The sequence below is a fragment of the Saezia sanguinis genome, assembly GCF_963921665.1.
Taxonomy (GTDB): Bacteria; Pseudomonadota; Gammaproteobacteria; order Burkholderiales; family Burkholderiaceae_C; genus Saezia; species Saezia sanguinis.
This window is the reverse complement of record NZ_CAWUGC010000020.1, coordinates 62,606-80,748: the sequence shown is the minus strand read 5'-3', so window position 1 is coordinate 80,748 and position 18,143 is coordinate 62,606. Positions and strand designations below refer to the sequence as shown.

13 protein-coding genes are annotated in these 18,143 nt (G+C 52.4%); all 13 read left to right on the top strand.

Annotation, left to right across the window (positions count from 1 at the left end; all coding sequences use genetic code 11):
- The first annotated feature begins 39 nt into the window (after window positions 1-39).
- The 13 genes from allE to AACY98_RS14670 all read left to right on the top strand — a co-directional run bounded on the left by allE (window position 40) and on the right by AACY98_RS14670 (window position 18,140).
- Window positions 40-816, top strand: a complete 777-nt coding sequence (gene allE, locus AACY98_RS14730; RefSeq protein WP_126980571.1) for a (S)-ureidoglycine aminohydrolase — start codon at window positions 40-42, stop codon at window positions 814-816.
- Window positions 817-880: 64 nt separating this feature from the next.
- Window positions 881-1,909, top strand: a complete 1,029-nt coding sequence (locus AACY98_RS14725; protein ID WP_126980570.1) for an aspartate/ornithine carbamoyltransferase family protein — start codon at window positions 881-883, stop codon at window positions 1,907-1,909.
- Window positions 1,910-2,000: 91 nt separating this feature from the next.
- Complete coding sequence (locus AACY98_RS14720; RefSeq protein WP_126980569.1) at window positions 2,001-3,434, top strand: YfcC family protein; 1,434 nt, start codon at window positions 2,001-2,003, stop codon at window positions 3,432-3,434.
- Window positions 3,435-3,506: 72 nt separating this feature from the next.
- Complete coding sequence (allB, locus tag AACY98_RS14715) at window positions 3,507-4,868, top strand: allantoinase AllB (protein ID WP_339806232.1); 1,362 nt, start codon at window positions 3,507-3,509, stop codon at window positions 4,866-4,868.
- A gap of 141 nt (window positions 4,869-5,009) precedes the next feature.
- Window positions 5,010-5,942 carry a carbamate kinase gene (gene arcC, locus AACY98_RS14710; protein ID WP_126980567.1) on the top strand — a complete coding sequence of 311 codons (933 nt, stop codon included), beginning with the start codon at window positions 5,010-5,012 and terminating at the stop codon, window positions 5,940-5,942.
- Window positions 5,943-6,586: 644 nt separating this feature from the next.
- Window positions 6,587-7,621, top strand: a complete 1,035-nt coding sequence (locus AACY98_RS14705; protein ID WP_126980566.1) for an AraC family transcriptional regulator — start codon at window positions 6,587-6,589, stop codon at window positions 7,619-7,621.
- 125 nt (window positions 7,622-7,746) lie between these two features.
- Window positions 7,747-9,210, top strand: a complete 1,464-nt coding sequence (locus tag AACY98_RS14700) for an NCS1 family nucleobase:cation symporter-1 (protein WP_339806228.1) — start codon at window positions 7,747-7,749, stop codon at window positions 9,208-9,210.
- 357 nt (window positions 9,211-9,567) lie between these two features.
- Window positions 9,568-10,728: a glutamine-hydrolyzing carbamoyl-phosphate synthase small subunit gene (gene carA / locus AACY98_RS14695; protein ID WP_423817584.1), complete on the top strand. Its 1,161-nt coding sequence runs from the start codon at window positions 9,568-9,570 to the stop codon at window positions 10,726-10,728.
- A 198-nt stretch (window positions 10,729-10,926) separates the two neighbouring features.
- Window positions 10,927-14,196, top strand: coding sequence for a carbamoyl-phosphate synthase large subunit (gene carB, locus AACY98_RS14690; protein WP_339806225.1), 3,270 nt, complete (start codon window positions 10,927-10,929; stop codon window positions 14,194-14,196).
- Between the two features lie 141 nt (window positions 14,197-14,337).
- A complete protein-coding gene (locus tag AACY98_RS14685) occupies window positions 14,338-16,260 on the top strand; it encodes an acyltransferase family protein (protein ID WP_339806223.1) in 1,923 nt (640 codons plus the stop codon).
- A 265-nt stretch (window positions 16,261-16,525) separates the two neighbouring features.
- Window positions 16,526-16,996 (top strand): hypothetical protein, encoded by a 471-nt coding sequence (locus AACY98_RS14680; protein ID WP_339806221.1) that lies wholly within the window; start codon window positions 16,526-16,528, stop codon window positions 16,994-16,996.
- Window positions 16,997-17,166: 170 nt separating this feature from the next.
- Entirely contained in the window at window positions 17,167-17,643 is a 477-nt protein-coding gene (greA, locus tag AACY98_RS14675) for a transcription elongation factor GreA (RefSeq protein ID WP_126980560.1), read from the top strand.
- The gene (locus tag AACY98_RS14670; protein WP_339806218.1) at window positions 17,640-18,140 is read left to right on the top strand and encodes a DUF4149 domain-containing protein; all 501 of its coding nucleotides are present in this window, start codon (window positions 17,640-17,642) and stop codon (window positions 18,138-18,140) included. Before greA ends, AACY98_RS14670 begins: the two co-directional genes overlap by 4 nt.
- The last annotated feature ends 3 nt before the right edge of the window (window positions 18,141-18,143 follow it).

Below are 18,143 nucleotides of genomic sequence, written 5' to 3'. Positions count from 1 at the left end.
AATAGGTATTTGTTGTATCGATTGAAAAGGAGAATAGATATGCCAGGTTATCCAGAGGGTTTGTTGAAAAACCGTTCCGTCGTTGAGCATGGCAATTTTGCAATCATTTCCCCTGATGGCCGGGTAATCAATGTGATTCCGGGCATTGTGGATTGCAAGATGACCATTTTGGCCACCCCAAAAATGGGTGCAAGTTTTATCCAGCTGATCGGGACACTGGGCCCTAACGCGAAAACCACCATCACCTACGGTGCCAAACCGCATGAAGAGTCTTTCATCTATCTGCTTGATGGTGAAGCAGAGCTGAAAGTCAAACTCGGAAATGAAACCAAAGTGCTCAAACAGGGTGGCTATGCCTATGCACCGGCTGGTGTGGGCATCGACTTTGAAAATGTGAACCACAAGGCTGGCCGCATCCTGCTGTACAAACAGCGCTATGTGCCGCATCCGGGCGGGCTGGAGCCCTACATTGTGTTTGGCAACACCAACGATATTGCCTGGGCCGATTACGACGGCATGCCCAATGTGCACATCAAAGATTTGCTGCCGATTGAAGAATGCTTTGACATGAACATGCATGTGCTGAGCTTTGATCCGGGTGCCAGCCACAACATCATTGAAACACACGTGCAGGAGCATGGCGCCTATGTGTATGAAGGCCAGGGCTGCTACCTGCTGGATGACGACTGGTATCTGATCCAGAAAGAGGACTTCATCTGGTTTGGACCGTACTGCAAACAGGCATCTTATGGTGTGGGGCGTGAACCGTTCACCTACATCTATTCCAAAGATTGCCACCGCGACGTTGAAATTTAAGGCAAAGGTGTCATACGACCCCTTGTCATGCTTGACAAAGATTGAATGAAAAGGAATTGTAACTATGGCTCTCGATCAAAACTTTAAGGCACGTGACATCCGCGAGCAACTGGCTGCCACCGGCATGAAAGGCAAGAATATTACGTTCTTGGATGATTTCAGCCGGGATCAGATTCAGGCGCTGTATAACGCTGCTGAAATGCTGGAACCCTTTATGCGCACCGGTGTGGATCTGCTTAAAGGTAAAGTGCTGTACACGCTGTTTTTCCAACCGTCCACCCGTACCCGTTGCAGCCATGAAAATGCCATGCTGCGCCTGGGCGGCGGTGTGATCACCGAAGCCGATCCGCTGCATAACTCTTCTGCGGCTAAAAATGAAAGCCTGTACGACAGCCTGCGTGTGACGTCTGAATACGCTGACGTGATTGTGATGCGCCACCCGGACGACAAGGAAGCGCTGGGTGCGCTGGAGCAACTGGGTGATTATGTGTCTCCGGTGATTTCCGGCGGTTACGGCCATGTGACGCACCCGACCCAGGGCCTGCTGGACAGCTACACCTGCTGGAGAGCGTTTGGCGACCTGAGCAACGCCACAGTGGCGATTGCCACGCCCGACCTCTCGCGTGCACGTTCGGGCCAGTCGTTTGCGCTGGCGCTGGCCAATATGGGTGCCAAGATCATCTACACCGGCACCAGTGAACTGCGTACCCCTGAAGTGGTGCGCAACAAGCTGACCAAGATGGGCGCGCAGTTTGAAGAACATTTTGACCTGACGGAAAAACAGAATGAAGAACTGTATGCCGAGAAGAAGGTTGACCTGATTTACCTGCCGGGCTGCTCGGTGAAAAAAGACGATCCGAACCGTGAAGACTTCATGAAGAAGATGGCGAACTACTATGTCTCGATGGACATGTTGAACAACATCAAGAAGAAAACGGGCAAGGTGGTCGGCGTGCATCATTCGCTGCCGCGCAATCCGGGTGAGTTTGATTTTGGCATCGACAACACAGAGCACCAGTTGTATTTCCGCGCGATCGGCTTCTCGGTAGCGATTCGCATGGCGCTGCTGGCCTCCGTGGTGGGCGTGAACTGATTGGGTAATTGGTTGTTGGAAGACTCTTTATAGCGGCGCTGCCTGTGCCACGGGCGCAGGTGGTGCTGCTGCAAATACGGGAGAACGGATCATGACATCGAATGTAGCGGACAAGCCCGCCAAGAAAAAATTCAAGATGCCTGATATTTACATTGTGCTGGCAGTGTTTATTCTGGTGGTGGCGGTGCTGACATATATCATCCCAGCCGGGCAGTATGAGCGACAGGTGGTGCAGACATCGCATGGCGCCCAGACGCTGGTGGTGGCCGGCACGTACCACACGATTGAGCAGCACCCGGTCGGGTTCATGGACCTGGTAACCGCAATCCCTGATGGCTTGAAAAGGGCCGCAGGGATTGTGTTTTTGACCTTCATGGTGGGCGGCTGCATGGGCCTGATCAAACGGGCCGGGCTGATTGATATGGGGGTGCATAACCTCAGCAACGCGGTGGGTGACAAGGGCTTTCTGGTGATTCCCATTCTGATGAGTATTTTCACCGGGCTGGCTGCGTTCATCGGGGTGCCGGAGCTCTCGCTGGCGTATCTGCCGGTGCTGCTGCCGCTGTTTTACCGGCTGGGTTATGACGGCATGACCGCTACAGCCGTGGCGCTGCTGGGCCCCTGTCTGGGCTTTACATTCGGGTTGACGATTCCGGGTTCGGTCGGGGTTGGGCAGCAGATTGCCCAGTTGCCGATGTTCTCCGGCTCTGCGTTCCGTGCGCTGATTCTGGTGCTTGTCATTTTTGTGGCTGTAACGTATGTGATGCGTTATGCCGCCAAGGTGAAAAAAGACCCGAGCAAGAGCCTGACCGCAGAAACCGATCAGGAAATGCGGGCGCTGATTGCAGAGGAAGATGCACAAAAAGGCGTGCAGGTGTTCACCGGGCGTCAGAAAATGGCCGGCATTGCCTGCCTGGTCATGTTCCCGATTGCCATTGCACTGATTTTGTGGAAAAACCTGGGGTTTGAAGCCATTGGCGGCCTGTTCCTGTTCATTGGTATCATTACCGCTGCGCTGGCAGGTAAAAAGCCGCAGCAGATCTGTGACGATGTGAACGCCGGTATGCGCGACATGATGGTAGCCGCACTGCTGTGCGGGGTGGCGAGCGCCATTGCGGTGGTGATGGATAAAGGCATCATTACCGATACACTGGTATTCTGGCTGGAAAGCATGATGCGCTCGGTTCCGCCGGAGCTCACAGCGATTGCGATTTTCTGGGAACAGTCGATCTTTAACTTCCTGATTCCGGGTGCAACGGCATTGACCGTGCTGACCATGCCGATTATTTCGCCTCTGGCAGAATTGCTGGGTATTTCGCAGCAGGCCGTGGTATCGGCAAACGCCTGGGGTGGCCAGTTGACGGACATTTTCTTCCCGACTTCCGGCTTCTTTGTGGCCACACTGGTGATCGCGAAAGTGGAATTGGGCAAATGGCTGCGTTTTTATACACCATTGATGCTGATGCTGGGTGCCATTGCCAGCGTGGCACTGTACCTGATGCAGTCCACCGGGATTGGCGGCTAGCGATGGCTGGGCAGGCAGGTTGCCGGGAAACTTCGGGCAGCCTGTCTGATCGACAAGGAGAAGGAGCAATATATGTTTGACACCATTATTCAGCAGGGCATTGTGGTTCTGGCCGATCAGTACATCACGGCTGATCTGGGGATTAAAGATGGGAAAATTGCCCATATTGCACCTCACATTGATGCCGCGCAGGCGCGCAAGGTGGTTGATGCCACCGGCTGCTATGTGCTGCCGGGCATGGTGGATGTGCACATGCATATCTCCGAGCCGGGCCGTACTGAGTGGGAAGGTTACGAAACGGGTACGCAGGCCATGGCGGCCGGGGGTACCACGTCGTTTGTGGAAATGCCGCTCAATACGATGCCGGCCACGACTGATGTGGAGTCGCTGAACGTCAAGCTCAAAGCGGCGCAGGGCAAAAGCTATGTGGATTATTCACCGATGGGCGGGCTGGTGCCGTGGAACCTGCAGGATCTGCCGCGGCTTTCCGAAGCCGGGGTCGCAGCGTATAAATGTTTTGTGGCGACCTGTGGTTCGGGCAAGCCGGGCGACTTTAAAAATGTGGACGACTATGAGCTGTACGTCGGCATGCAGGCGCTCGCGAAAACCGACGACCTGTTGGTGATTCACTGCGAAAACGCGGCACTGACCGATAAGCTGGGGGCGGCGGCCAAGGCGGCCGGCAAAACCAAGGTGTCGGACTATGTTGCCACGCGCCCGGTGTTTACCGAGGTGGAAGCGGTGCGCCGCGTGCTGCTGCTGGCCAAGGAAACCGGCTGCCGGGTGCATATTGCGCACTGCAGTTGCCCCGAAGCGATTGAAGCGGTGTTTGAGGCGCAGGCGCAGGGGGTGGATGCTTCGTTTGAATCATGCCCGCATTATTTCCTGCTGGCCACTGAGGATCTGGATGCAATCGGGCCGAAGGCCAAATGTTCGCCGCCGATCCGGGACCGCAACAACCAGGCCCGCATGTGGGACCTGCTGGAGCGCGGCATGATCCAGATACTGGGTTCGGACCATTCACCCTGTACGCCGGACCTGAAGTCGTCGCCCAATGCGTTTGAGGCCTGGGGCGGCATCAGCGGCTGCCAGAACAGTGTGGATGCGATGTTTGATGCGGCGGTGAAAAAGCGCAACATCAGCCCGGTGACTTTGATGCAGGCGCTGGCAACCGAGCCGGCACGGCGCTTCAGGCTGGGGGCCAAAGGCGAAATTGCGCTGGGTAAAGATGCTGACGTGGTGATTCTGGACCCGAACCAGGGTTATACCGTGACCAGTGACGAGCTGTACTACAAAAACAAGTTCAGCGCGTACGAAGGGTTTGAGATTGGCTGCCGTGTCACGCACACGTTTGTGCGCGGGCATCTGGTGTACCAGTTGGGCCAGGGCATTGTCAGCGAACCGGTGGGGCAGCGTATGGTGGTATGCAAATAAGCGCGTAATCGGCCGCCGCGGGTGCGGCTGACAGATCATTGAATAGCTATGCGGGCAGCAACAAGCCGGATCAGACGGTGTTGCCGCCAGGGGAAGTGTTTTTCAAAATTTTTAATTTGTTAATTTGTATAAGGAACTGATATGAGAATCGTTGTCGCTTTGGGCGGTAATGCGCTGTTGAAACGCGGTGAGCCATTGACGTCGGACAATCAGCGGGCCAATGTGAGAACGGCTTGCGAGCAGATTGCCAAGGCTTATGATGGCAGCAACCAGTTGATTGTGACGCACGGCAATGGGCCGCAGGTCGGGCTGATGGCCTTGCAGAGCAATGCCTACAAGGATGTGCCGATGTATCCGCTGGATGTGCTGGGGGCAGAGTCGGTCGGGATGATCGGGTACATGATCCAGCAGGAGCTGGTGAACTTTGTACCCAAGACCGCTGCGCTGGCTACCATTTTGACGCAGACGGAAGTGGACCCGAAAGACCCGGCGTTCCAGACCCCGACCAAGCCGGTCGGGCCGGTGTATACCAAAGAGGAGGCCGACCGCATTGCCGCAGAAAAGGGCTGGACCATGGCGCCGGACAATGACAAGTTCCGCCGGGTGGTGGCAAGCCCTTTGCCGACGCGCATTTTTGGCCTGCGTCCGCTGCAAACGCTGATTGAGAATGATTACATTGTGATCTGTGCCGGTGGTGGCGGTATTCCGACCTACTACGATGAAAAAGGCATGTTGCGTGGCGCGGAAGCGGTGATCGACAAGGATCTGGCTTCGTCGCTGCTGGCCTCATCGGTGGATGCCGATATTCTGGTGATCGCCACCGACGTGGACGGCGCTTACATCGACTGGGGCAAACCGACGCAGAAGAAGATTGTGCGCTCGGACCCTGATTCCATCATGGAGTTCGGCTTTGCCAAAGGTTCGATGGGGCCCAAAGTGCAGGCGGCAGTGAATTTTGCCAAAGCCACCGGCAAGGATGCGGTGATTGGTGCATTGCACGATATTGAAAAAATCATTGCCGGGCAGGCGGGCACGCGTATCACCGGCCGGGAAAAAGGTGTTGTATATGGTTAATTGAGCAGGGTTTGTTCGCACCTGGGTGCAAAAGGCGCAGTTCGCTAACGGGTGCAGTGCAGGCTATCTGAATGGGGTACGGTAAACCATGGGACTTTGTGAGCCGTATTGAGTGCCCTGGCTGCATGCTTTTTCGGACTACTCACTATCACTGTATCACTGGCGCATTTTCGCCCGGGTGCTGACAGACATGCTTGAAGGAAAGAACAAACTCCGAGAATCATCGCTGATTCTTTTAATAAGGGACTGCCGGCAACGGGGTCCCTTTTTTTATCTGTCAAGCGTTGCGCGGCGGAGTCGCAGCATTTGATTCAGACTAAATAAATGCACTGAAATAGCAGGTAAAATTGACACACTGACAGGGTTGATTCGCGATGACAATGAGGCGTGTATGGCTTCACGATGAAAAGCGCGAGCAGATGCTTCAATACATTGAGAATGTATTGTGTTTATAGGGGTGAATCACACGCAATGAAAAGGTATGCTGCTGCGTCCACTCGGTACGGGATGTCTGGCTGCCAGGTTGTATTTGCTGTGAGTGCCCTCATATCGTAATGAGGATGCCTGCCGGGCAACCTTCAGATGATTTGAGGCCGGTAGCTGTGGCTGGGGTTGTGCCCGGTTGTGATGTAAAGTGAAGTGACATGCCTGATGGTAAACACAGGGTCATAGGCCCAAGCGTTTTATCCAGTTGGATCCGCTCCATCTGCCAGACAGTCAGAGGTTATGGCATTGATCCGCTGCCTCTGATGGCGCAAGCCGGGCTGGATGCAACGTTGATGAATATTCCCGATGCCCGCTACGAGGTGGATGGTGTCAGGCGCTTGTGGGAGCTGGTGATTGCGCAGACCGGTGACCCTTTGATCGGCCTGCGGGTGGGCAAGGAAATTCAGGCGCCCACGCTGCATGGGCTGGGGCTGGCCATGATGTCCAGCGGCTCGCTCTCAGAACTACTCGGACTGATTGTGCGCTACTGCAAAGCCATTTCAACCACCATGCACATGAGCCTGGAGCATGACAAGGTGGGAACCACTCTGGTGCTCAAAACCAAAGAGGGCAGCGAGCCGATGCATGCCGCACGCATTGCGATGATTGCGTTTGTCTACCGCCAGGCGTGCCAGTTGGTGCAGCATGATGTGGTGCCGGAGTTTGTGACGTTTGCGCTGCCTTATACGAGCGATATGGAGCGGCTGGACGACTACTTTAAAATACCGGTCAGTCTGGGCGCGGAGGTGGATTCCATTTGTTTTCGCTATGCCGATACGATCGAGCCTTACGCCGGTGCCAATGCCCAACTGGTCAAAATCAATGAATATGTGATCAACCAGTACATGTCGCAACTGCAGAAGAACGATATTTCCAGCCGGGTGCTGCTGCAGATTCACCTGATGCTGCCCAAGGGCGAACCCAAGCTGACCGATGTGGCAAGCCAGTTGAACCTTTCTCCCAGAACGTTGCAAAGGCGGCTGGAGCAGGAGGGCCGTGCGTTCAATGTGCTGCTGGACCAGGGTAAAAAGAATCTGGCGCACGATCTGCTGGCGCACAGTGATACGGCAGTGACCGAGATCAGTTTTCTGCTGGGGTTTTCCGACCCGAGCAATTTCAGCCGGGCCTGTAAAAGGTGGTTTGGCTGCTCGCCGGTACAGTACCGCCAGCGCAGTTTGAAACTGCCGACCTGATGGTTTCGAATGCGTCGATGATCTGGCGTACAAAGCCAATTGGTTGTCACTGTCAGACAGGCGATGACGGGGCTGCTCCTATACACTCAAATCATAAACCACTTGTAGTGTAAAGGGCAGTAAGCATGACAGACCCTGGCGCCCCGGAAGTTAAAGCAGTACCCAAAAGGTTCAACCGCAAGCTGGCCAATGCAGACCTGATACCTGCCAAGCAAAAGTGGGGCTGGTATAACATCTTTGCTTTCTGGATGTCAGACGTGCACAGCGTGGGCGGCTATGTTTTTGCCGGCACGTTGTTTGCACTGGGGCTGACGTCGTGGCAGATTCTGCTGGTGCTGATTGCAGGCATCTGGATTGTGATGATTCTGGCCAACCTGATCGCCAAGCCCAGCCAGGTGTCGGGCGTGCCCTATCCGGTGATTTCGCGCATGCCCTTCGGTGTCTACGGGGCCAACATTCCGGCCATGATCCGCGGCATCATCGCCATTGTGTGGTACGGTATTCAGACCTATCTGGCTTCTGCCGCACTGGCCATTATTCTGCTGAAATTTTTCCCTTCGCTGGCGGCGTGGCAGAACGTTTCTTTCCTGAACCTGTCTTACCTGGGCTGGCTGAGCTTCATGCTGATGTGGGGCATGCAGACCGCGCTGTTTTTGATGAAGATGGATGCGATCAAAATCTTCATCGACTGGGCCGGCCCTGCGGTGTATGTGGTGATGTTCCTGCTGATGGCGTGGATTGTCTATCACGCCGGCTGGGACAACATCCATTTCAACCTTTCCACCAAGCAGTTGACGTTCGGGCAGACGGTATTGCAGTTTCTGATTGGCATGTCGCTGATTGTGGGCTACTTTGCCGGGCCGACACTGAATTTTGGTGACTTCTCGCGCTACTGCAAAACAATGAAGGATGTGAAAAAAGGCAACTTCTGGGGCCTGCCGGTGAACTTCACCGCGTTTTCGCTGATTGCCATCATCACCATTACCGGTACGCCTGCGGTGTTTGGCCGCATGATTGAAGACCCGCTGGAAACGGTGGGCTATGTCGATAACCTGGCGGTGGCGCTGTTGCTGGCGTTTACCTTTGTCACGGCCACGGTGGGGATTAACATTGTGGCCAATTTTGTATCGGCCGCCAACGATGTATCAAACCTGTGGCCCAGCAAAATCAGCTGGCGCAGGGGCGGCATGATTGCGGCGGTCATTTCCATTTTGATCACGCCATGGAATCTGTACAACTCGCCGGAAATCATCCACTACACGATTGACATGCTGGCCGCGTGCATTGGCCCGCTGTACGGTATTTTCCTGGTGGACTACTACCTGGTGAAAAAGCAGGTGATCAACGTGCCCGACCTGTTCAGTGATTCGCCCAAGGGCAGCTACTGGTATAAAAACGGGGTGAACCCGGCGGCAGTGAAGTCGCTGCTGCCGGCCTCACTGGTGAGCATTGTGTGTGCCGTTGTGCCCGGCCTGAGCGTGTTGAGCACGACCTGGGTGGCGCACCTGAAAGTGCTGGGCAGTTTCTCGTTCTTTATCGGCCTGCTGATTGCCGGCGCGCTGTACTACAAGTACTCGGTACGCCGTTGAGCAAAGGGCGCTTTTAAGAATGAAGTGAGGGATGTTGAGGCCCGGCTGGCATTTGCGGGTGCATTTGCCAGCCGCTTTGAGGCCAAACGGTCAGAATTACGCGGGGGGAAAATGGTCTTTGAAAAAGGCAGGTGAGTAAAAGCAGGTTTTTAAGTATTTGATTTTGCTGGTGTTTGAAGATCTCGCCAGATGTTTTGGGATAGAAAACAATAAGCCGATAGCTTACAGGTTTTCCAAGGCATCTCAGGGGAGCGGGGCTGTTTTGGGCTACAATATAGAGGTTTAACTGCACATTTTTCACATTGTTGCAGTTTCAAGTCCCAAAAAAACTCTGTTGGAGATTTTCTCTTGCCTTCGATTTTGCCCCAATCCCATTCGCCCGCGGTTTTGGCGCTCGCAGATGGCACCGTTTTTCATGGTTATTCAATCGGCGCTGCTGGCAGTACAGTCGGAGAGGTGGTGTTTAACACTTCGATGACCGGCTATCAGGAGATTTTGACCGATCCCAGCTATTTTCAGCAGCTTGTGACGCTGACCTACCCGCATATCGGTAACGTAGGTACCAATGAAGAAGATGGTGAAGCCAGAAAAGTGCACGCTGCGGGGCTGATCATCAAAGACTTATCCCTTTTGCATTCCAATTTCCGTGCTACCCAGACGCTGCCGCAGTATTTGCAGGCACACAATACAGTGGCCATCGCCGGACTCGATACGCGTAAGCTGACGCGTTTGCTGCGCGAAAAAGGTGCACAGAACGGTTGTATTCTGGCCCTGCCTGCCGGACAGCAGGCTACGCCTGATGTGCTGGAGCAGGCGGTTGCTGCCGCCCGGTCGGCACCTTCCATGGCCGGGTGTGACCTGGCCAAAGTGGTGAGTGTGAAAGAATCCTACCCATGGAACCAGACCGAATGGAAGCTGGGCCGCGGTTATGGCGAGCAGAACGCGCCGCGTTACCATGTGGTGGCGTATGACTATGGTGTCAAGTTCAATATTCTGCGCATGCTGGCTGAGCGCGGTTGCCGCCTGACGGTGGTGCCGGCACAGACCCCGGCGTCTGAAATATTCAAGATGGCGCCCGATGGTGTGTTTCTTTCCAACGGGCCGGGCGACCCCGAGCCTTGTGATTACGCGATTGAGGCGGCGCGTGCGGTGGTGGATGCCGGTCTGCCGACTTTTGGCATCTGCCTGGGACACCAGATTCTGGCGCTGGCTTCCGGTGCCAAGACATTCAAGATGAAGACCGGGCACCACGGTGCCAACCACCCGGTGAAAGACCTGGACTCTGGCCGTGTATCAATCACCAGCCAGAACCACGGTTTTGCGGTGGATGCAGCCACATTGCCGACGCACCTGCGTGCCACGCATGTCAGTCTGTTTGACGGCACCTTGCAGGGAATTGAGCGTACCGACAAGCCGGCGTTCAGTTTTCAGGGGCACCCGGAGGCGTCTCCTGGCCCGCACGATATTGGTTACCTGTTTGACCGCTTTGTGTCGCTGATGTCGTCACGACGCGGATAAGTGTGAAGTAGCCGTGTGCAACTGATGTTGCTATGGGCTGGTTTGGTGCTGGCCTGTGGTGTTGGCTGCCGGATTGGTTCAAGAAGTCTGGCAGGAAATGATAGGAAGTGCCGGAATGCCCCGGCACTGCAAGCACAGAGTTGAGTTTGAGTTGAAAAATACATGCTCGAAAACTGAGCGGAAAATTAGAGTGATAACATGCCCAAGCGCACAGACATAAAAAGTATTTTGATCATTGGTGCCGGCCCGATCGTGATTGGTCAGGCGTGCGAGTTCGACTATTCGGGAGCGCAGGCGTGTAAAGCACTGCGCCAGGAAGGCTTCCGCGTGGTTTTGGTGAATTCGAACCCGGCGACGATCATGACCGACCCCGATACGGCGGACGCCACCTACATTGAGCCGATTACCTGGCAGGTGGTGGAAAAAATCATTGAAAAAGAGCGCCCCGATGCACTGCTGCCGACCATGGGCGGGCAGACCGCGCTGAACTGCGCACTGGAACTGCACCGCAACGGCGTGCTGGCCAAATACGGTGTGGAGATGATCGGCGCCAATGAGCATGCGATTGAAAAAGCCGAGGACCGCCAGAAGTTCAAGGATGCGATGACCCGCATCGGGCTGGAGTCGGCCAAATCGGGCGTGGCGCACTCGCTGGATGAAGCGTGGACGGTGCAGCGCCAGATCAAGGAGCTGACCGGCTCGAACGGCTTTCCGGTGGTGATTCGCCCCAGCTTCACGCTGGGCGGCACCGGCGGTGGTATTGCCTATAACCCGGAAGAGTTTGAAGAGATCTGCCGCAACGGGCTGGACCTCTCCCCGGTGCGCGAGCTGCTGATTGAAGAGTCGCTGATCGGCTGGAAAGAATACGAGATGGAAGTGGTGCGCGACAAGGCGGACAACTGCATCATTGTGTGTTCGATTGAAAACCTGGACCCGATGGGGGTTCACACCGGGGATTCGATCACGGTAGCGCCTGCGCAGACACTGACGGATAAAGAATACCAGATCATGCGCGATGCGTCGATTGCGATTCTGCGCGAAATCGGCGTGGAAACGGGCGGCTCCAACGTGCAGTTTTCGGTGAACCCGGAAAACGGCCGCATGATTGTGATTGAGATGAACCCGCGTGTATCGCGCTCGTCGGCGCTGGCGTCCAAAGCCACCGGTTTTCCGATTGCCAAGATTGCCGCCAAACTGGCGGTGGGTTATACGCTGGATGAACTGCGCAACGACATTACGGGTGGGGCCACGCCGGCATCGTTTGAGCCGACCATTGATTATGTGGTAACCAAGATTCCGCGCTTTGCGTTTGAAAAATTCCCGGCTGCCGACGCACACCTGACCACACAGATGAAGTCGGTGGGTGAAGTGATGGCGATTGGCCGCACCTTCCAGGAAAGTTTCCAAAAAGCCCTGCGCGGTCTGGAAACCGGCATCAACGGGCTGGATGAACGCAGCACCGATGAAGATGAAATCATCGAAGAAATCGGTGAGCCCGGGCCTGAGCGTATTCTGTTTGTGGGGGATGCTTTCCGCCTTGGCATGACGCTCGAAGAAGTGTATGAAGAAACGCATATTGACCGCTGGTTTTTGGCGCAGATTGAGGAACTGATTGCGCTGGAAAAAGCGTTGCAGGGCCGTACACTGGATAGCCTGAGCACGCAGGAACTGCGTTTCCTGAAGCAAAAAGGTTTTTCCGACAAGCGGCTTGCCAAGCTGCTGGGTGTCAAGCAGGACGATGTGCGCAAAGCGCGGCACCAGATGAATATCCGTCCGGTGTACAAACGTGTGGATACCTGTGCGGCCGAGTTTGCCACGCAAACGGCGTATATGTACTCGACCTATGACGACGAGTGCGAAGCACGCCCAAGCGACAAGAAAAAAATCATGGTGCTTGGTGGTGGGCCGAACCGCATCGGGCAGGGCATTGAATTTGACTACTGCTGTGTGCATGCCGCGCTTGCCATGCGTGAAGACGGCTATGAAACCATCATGGTCAACTGCAACCCGGAAACCGTGTCAACCGACTACGACACATCGGACCGGTTGTACTTTGAACCGGTGACGCTGGAAGATGTGCTGGAAATCGTCGCGGTGGAAAAACCGGCGGGCGTGATTGTGCAGTATGGCGGGCAGACCCCGCTGAAACTGTGCCTGGGGCTGGAAGCCAATGGCGTGCCGATTGTGGGCACGACGCCCGATTCAATCGACATGGCGGAAGATCGTGAACGCTTTCAGCAACTGCTCAATCAGTTGGGCTTGCGCCAGCCACCCAACCGCATTGCGCACAGTGAGAGCGAAGCCAAAGAGAAAGCCGCCGAAATCGGCTATCCGCTGGTGGTACGCCCCAGCTATGTGCTGGGCGGGCGTGCGATGGAAATTGTGCACGGTGAGAAAGACCTGGAACGCTATATGCGCGAGGCGGTCAAGGTGTCGGAAGACTCTCCGGTGCTGCTGGACCGCTTTCTGGATGATGCCATTGAAGTGGATGTGGATGCGATCAGCGATGGCGATGACGTGATCATTGGCGGCATCATGGAACACATTGAACAGGCCGGGGTGCACTCGGGCGATTCGGCATGTTCACTGCCGCCGGATACCTTGTCGAAAGACCTGCAGGATGAACTGCGCCGCCAGACCATTGCGATGGCCAAGGGGCTGAAAGTGGTGGGGCTGATGAATGTGCAGTTTGCCATCCAGATCCGCCAGGAAAACGGGCAGGAGCATGCCACCGTGTTTGTGCTGGAAGTGAACCCACGCGCCTCACGTACGGTGCCGTTTGTATCCAAAGCAACCAGCCAGCCGCTGGCCAAGATTGCCGCGCGCTGCATGGTGGGCGATAAACTGAAAGACCAGAAACTGCCCGATGGCAAAACACCGCGCGAAGTGATTCCACCTTATTTCTCGGTGAAAGAGGCCGTGTTCCCGTTCAGCCGTTTCCATGGGGTGGACCCGATTCTAGGGCCGGAAATGCGCTCCACCGGCGAGGTGATGGGCGTGGGCCGCACATTTGCCGAGGCCATGCTCAAGAGCCAGCTTGGTGCAGGCAGCAAACTGCCCAAGCAGGGAACCATCTGCATTACCGTGAAAGACAGCGACAAACACCGCGCAGCAGCCATTGCAAAAACGCTCAGCGGGCTGGGCTTTCAGATCATGGCAACCAAAGGCACTGCAGCCGCTATCAGTGAAGCCGGTGTGCCGGTAACCGTCATCAACAAGGTCAAGGATGGCCGCCCGCACATTGTGGACGCGATCAAGGCCGGCGAAATTGCGATGATATTTACCACAGTGGATGAAACGCGGGTGGCGATTGCCGACTCGCGCCAGATCCGTATGGCTGCACTGGCCGAACGTGTGACGTACTACACCACAATGGCAGGTGCTGAAGCGGTGACCGAAGCGATGGAGCATGGCAACGAGGAGTTGCAGGTGTATTCATTGCAGGAGCTGCACAAGAAGCTGCATTGATGCTTTGTTGATATGTTGTAACGGAAACGGCCTGTTAATTACAGGCCGTTTCTGCTCTTCGATGAACGCCATGTAAATTAATAAAAATAATGGCAATATAATCGTATGAACATACCGGATATTTTTAAAACCTGAATTGATATGACATATAAACCAGAAGTGGATGGCCTCAGAGCAGTAGCTGTATTGCTGGTATTGTTCTGTCATTTAGATTTAGGCTTTCCAGGTGGATATATTGGTGTTGACGTATTTTTTGTAATTTCTGGTTTTCTCATAACATCTATTATTATTAACGATAACCAGTTTTCATTTATTAAGTTTTATATACGTCGAATTTTAAGATTGTATCCGGCTCTCATTGTTGTTGTTTTGCTGACGTGTGTTATTTGTTTTTTAATAGCAGACCCATTTTATTTGAAAAACACCATAAAAACTGCTATATATGCTTTATTTTCTATATCTAATATATATTATTACAAACATCAAAACTACTTTGATGTTTCAGCAGATCAGCAAACTTTTTTGCATACATGGTCACTGGGGGTTGAGTGGCAATTTTATTTGTTATGGCCATTTATAATAATTTTTTTAATAAAATATTGTAAAAAATATTTTTATATTGTTATTTTTATAGTAACAATATGCGCTGTTTTTTTGTCGGAATATATTTTAAAGTCAGATCAGGCTGCTGCTTATTACTTGCTTCCATTTCGTATTTTTGAATTGAGTTTAGGCACACTTTTAATTTTTTTGTATGATAAAAAAATTAGGTCTTTTTTTTATTATATAGTTTTAATTCTTGGGATTATTTTTGTATTAAGTCCAGCTATAATATATGAACCACCGATTTCGTTTCCAGGAACGGCTGCATTGCTTCCTTGTTTGGGCGCTGTGGGATGTATTTGGGGAGCTCAGCATTCAATTGCAGGAAAGATTTTTCGGTTAAAATTTTTAGTCTATATTGGAAAAATATCGTATTCATTGTATCTTGTTCATTGGCCTTTAATTTTAATCTATAAATATTATATATTTAGAGACTTGTATGTTTATGATAAGTTGATATTAATATTAATTTCTATATTGATTTCTGGTATTTTATATAAATTTGTTGAAAAAAAATACAATGTAAAAAATTTTTCAATCAATTCGGTTAATTTATTTAAAAGTGCGTTGAAGTTTTTATGTTTGATATTAATGCTTGTTTTTATAAATAATGGTGTTTTAAATTACAGTTGGAGAGTTGATACTGAAAAGTACATGTTGTCTGAGTATCGGAATTCAGACACGGAAGAGCCGGAAAATTTAATTTCTGTGTTCGGTGATTCAGATGGTATTAAAGCAGCTGTTTTGATGGGAGATAGTCAGATAGGGCATTTAAAAACAGGTTTAAATGACACCTTAAGAAATAGTGGGAAATTTGTAGATGCTATTTATTATCCTGGATGCTTTATGTCCAGCCATATATCAACAACAAAGATTATTCCCCGGCTGAAAAGCTTATGTTTTGATCGATATAGTCAAGCCGTTAATGATGTACTGGAGAGTGGTGTACCCTTGGTTGTGGCTCAAGGATGGTATATGCATTTCAGTGTGTTAGACAGAAGGATGCAGGATCAAGACACGGGGGCAATTTTTACTGTGGAAACGGATGAGGAAATGCGGAGCTTTTTGTTTAAGCATTTCGATGATGTGCATCGTGATATCCGTGGAGGGAAGTTGATTCTTTTAGGGTTACCTCCTTATTACCGTTGGGGTACTGAACCTTTGTCTTGCATGCTTCGGCCAAACTTTGTTTATCAAATTTGTCAAGAGAGGATAGGCTCTGTTTATGATGTAAAAAACACGTATGCATTTCGGATTAATGAGATATTGCGCACTTATGCCTCTACACATCCGAATGTCTATTTTGTCGACGTATCTGATATTTTGTGCCCAGAAGGTTTGTGCCATGCAGATCAAACCACAGTAATTTTTGGTGACAGCGTACACTACTCTTGGTATGGATCAAAACTGGTAGCCCCTTTTATCATGCAAGTGATTGAAGCGGTTAACCAGGAGGATTGAGCGACATAATGTGTTTGTGCCATTACTTGGCACTGGTATCAAATCACAGTGTTATGTTTTATACAGGCGAAAACTCTCCATCTTTGGGTGAGTAATGGAAGCTCTGTCAGGCCGGCACAACTAAACCAGAAACTCTGGAAGACAGAAGTCAACTATCAATAATAGTTCCCAGGAGATTGACCATTGTCTGAAAGTCAAGGAACAGCAGTGGCATTATTCGCGGCAGGCATTGGCAAAAGATCAGTTGATGCAGACACGCAATTGTATGAAACAGCCACTGTCAGTAGAGGATATGGAAAAGCCGATGAAAAGGTTTGATGCGCAAAAGGCTGAACTGTTACAAGCGGATTGCGACGATCTGCAAAAAATAGAACAGTTTTTGAATGCTGCCGAAAATATTAAAATTGAAAGTGCCGATTGTGATTCGGATAACAATCTGCATATACGGTGTATGGCGCAGGAAGATAAGGTTGAAGTCATTTTAATGACAGCGTCTGCCCATAACATGGTATTTGTAAGTGGCAAGGATACGTTTTGGATTGACCGAGACGGTATTGAAAAAGGCGGATTTTCCGTACATTATTGGCACGAAGTTCCCTTAAATGAGGGAAGGGCTTGCACACTTGCGGTGATTTGGTCTATCATATATAACATGTATGGCAGTAATGCAGGGGTTTGCTTTGCCTGCCGAAATAATTTGAGTACCAATGCAACTCGATGGCTGATTGCAATATAAGCACAAAGGCGTGTGATGTTAAAGACAGGATTTTTAGCTGGCATGGCAACATGCCAGCCAGCGCATAGTTAATTTGTATCAGTACCAAGCGTGCCGCCGCCAGTCGCAACGCTGGCGGCGGTTCTTTTTGATGATGAAGAATTTGATTTTTGTTTGAGGAGTACAGTGTTATGGCGACCGTTCCATTGACATTACGTGGGGCCGAGTTGTTGAAAGCTGAGCTGCAGCGCTTGAAGAGCGTGGAGCGTCCTGCCATTGTGCAGGCGATTGCCGAGGCACGCGCACAGGGCGACCTGTCAGAAAATGCCGAGTACGAAGCGGCCAAGGAAAAGCAGGGTTTTATCGAAGGCCGTATTGCCGAGATTGAGTCCAAGCTGGCACAGGCGCAGGTGATTGATCCATCGGCCTTGCAGGCAGATGGTCGGGTGGTGTTTGGTGCCACTGTGGTGCTGGAAGACCAGGACTCTGGCAAGAATGTGACGTACCAGATTGTCGGTGAAGATGAAGCCGATATTAAAGAAGGCCGGGTTTCGGTCGGCTCACCGATTGCGCGCGCGCTGATTACCAAAGAGGCCGGTGATGTGGCTGAATATCAGGCACCGGGCGGCCTGCGCAGCTTTGAAATTCTGGAAGTGTTCTACAAATGAGATTGCAGCACCTGGCTGCGACACTGGCCGGATTGTGGGCCGGTGTCATGATCGGCGTGGGTTATGTGAGCGCGCCGGTTATTTTCAGAATGCTGCCTGATCAGCGCAAGTTTGCCGGCACCATTGCCGGTGATACATTTGCCATCACAGCCTATATCAGCCTGGCGCTGGGCGCCATTATTTTGCTGCTGGTGCGGCGGGTCAATAAACGCGCCGGTTTCAATACGCCCAATGCGCCCATGCTGTGGGTGCTGGCGGCGCTGGCGCTGGCGATTGTCGGGCAGTTTGTGGTGTTTCCGATGGTGGTGCATGCGCGCGATGTGGGGCCTGGTGCTTTGTCTTTTGGTGCGTTACACGGTATTTCAACGACGATTTACATGCTGGAGATTGCATGTGTGCTGGCGCTGAACTGGAGTTTGTATAAGCCGGTGCAAAAGCCGCAGGGCATAGAGTCAGCGATCAAGCCGGAGCCTGAAGAAGACGAGGCGCAGGACTGAGTC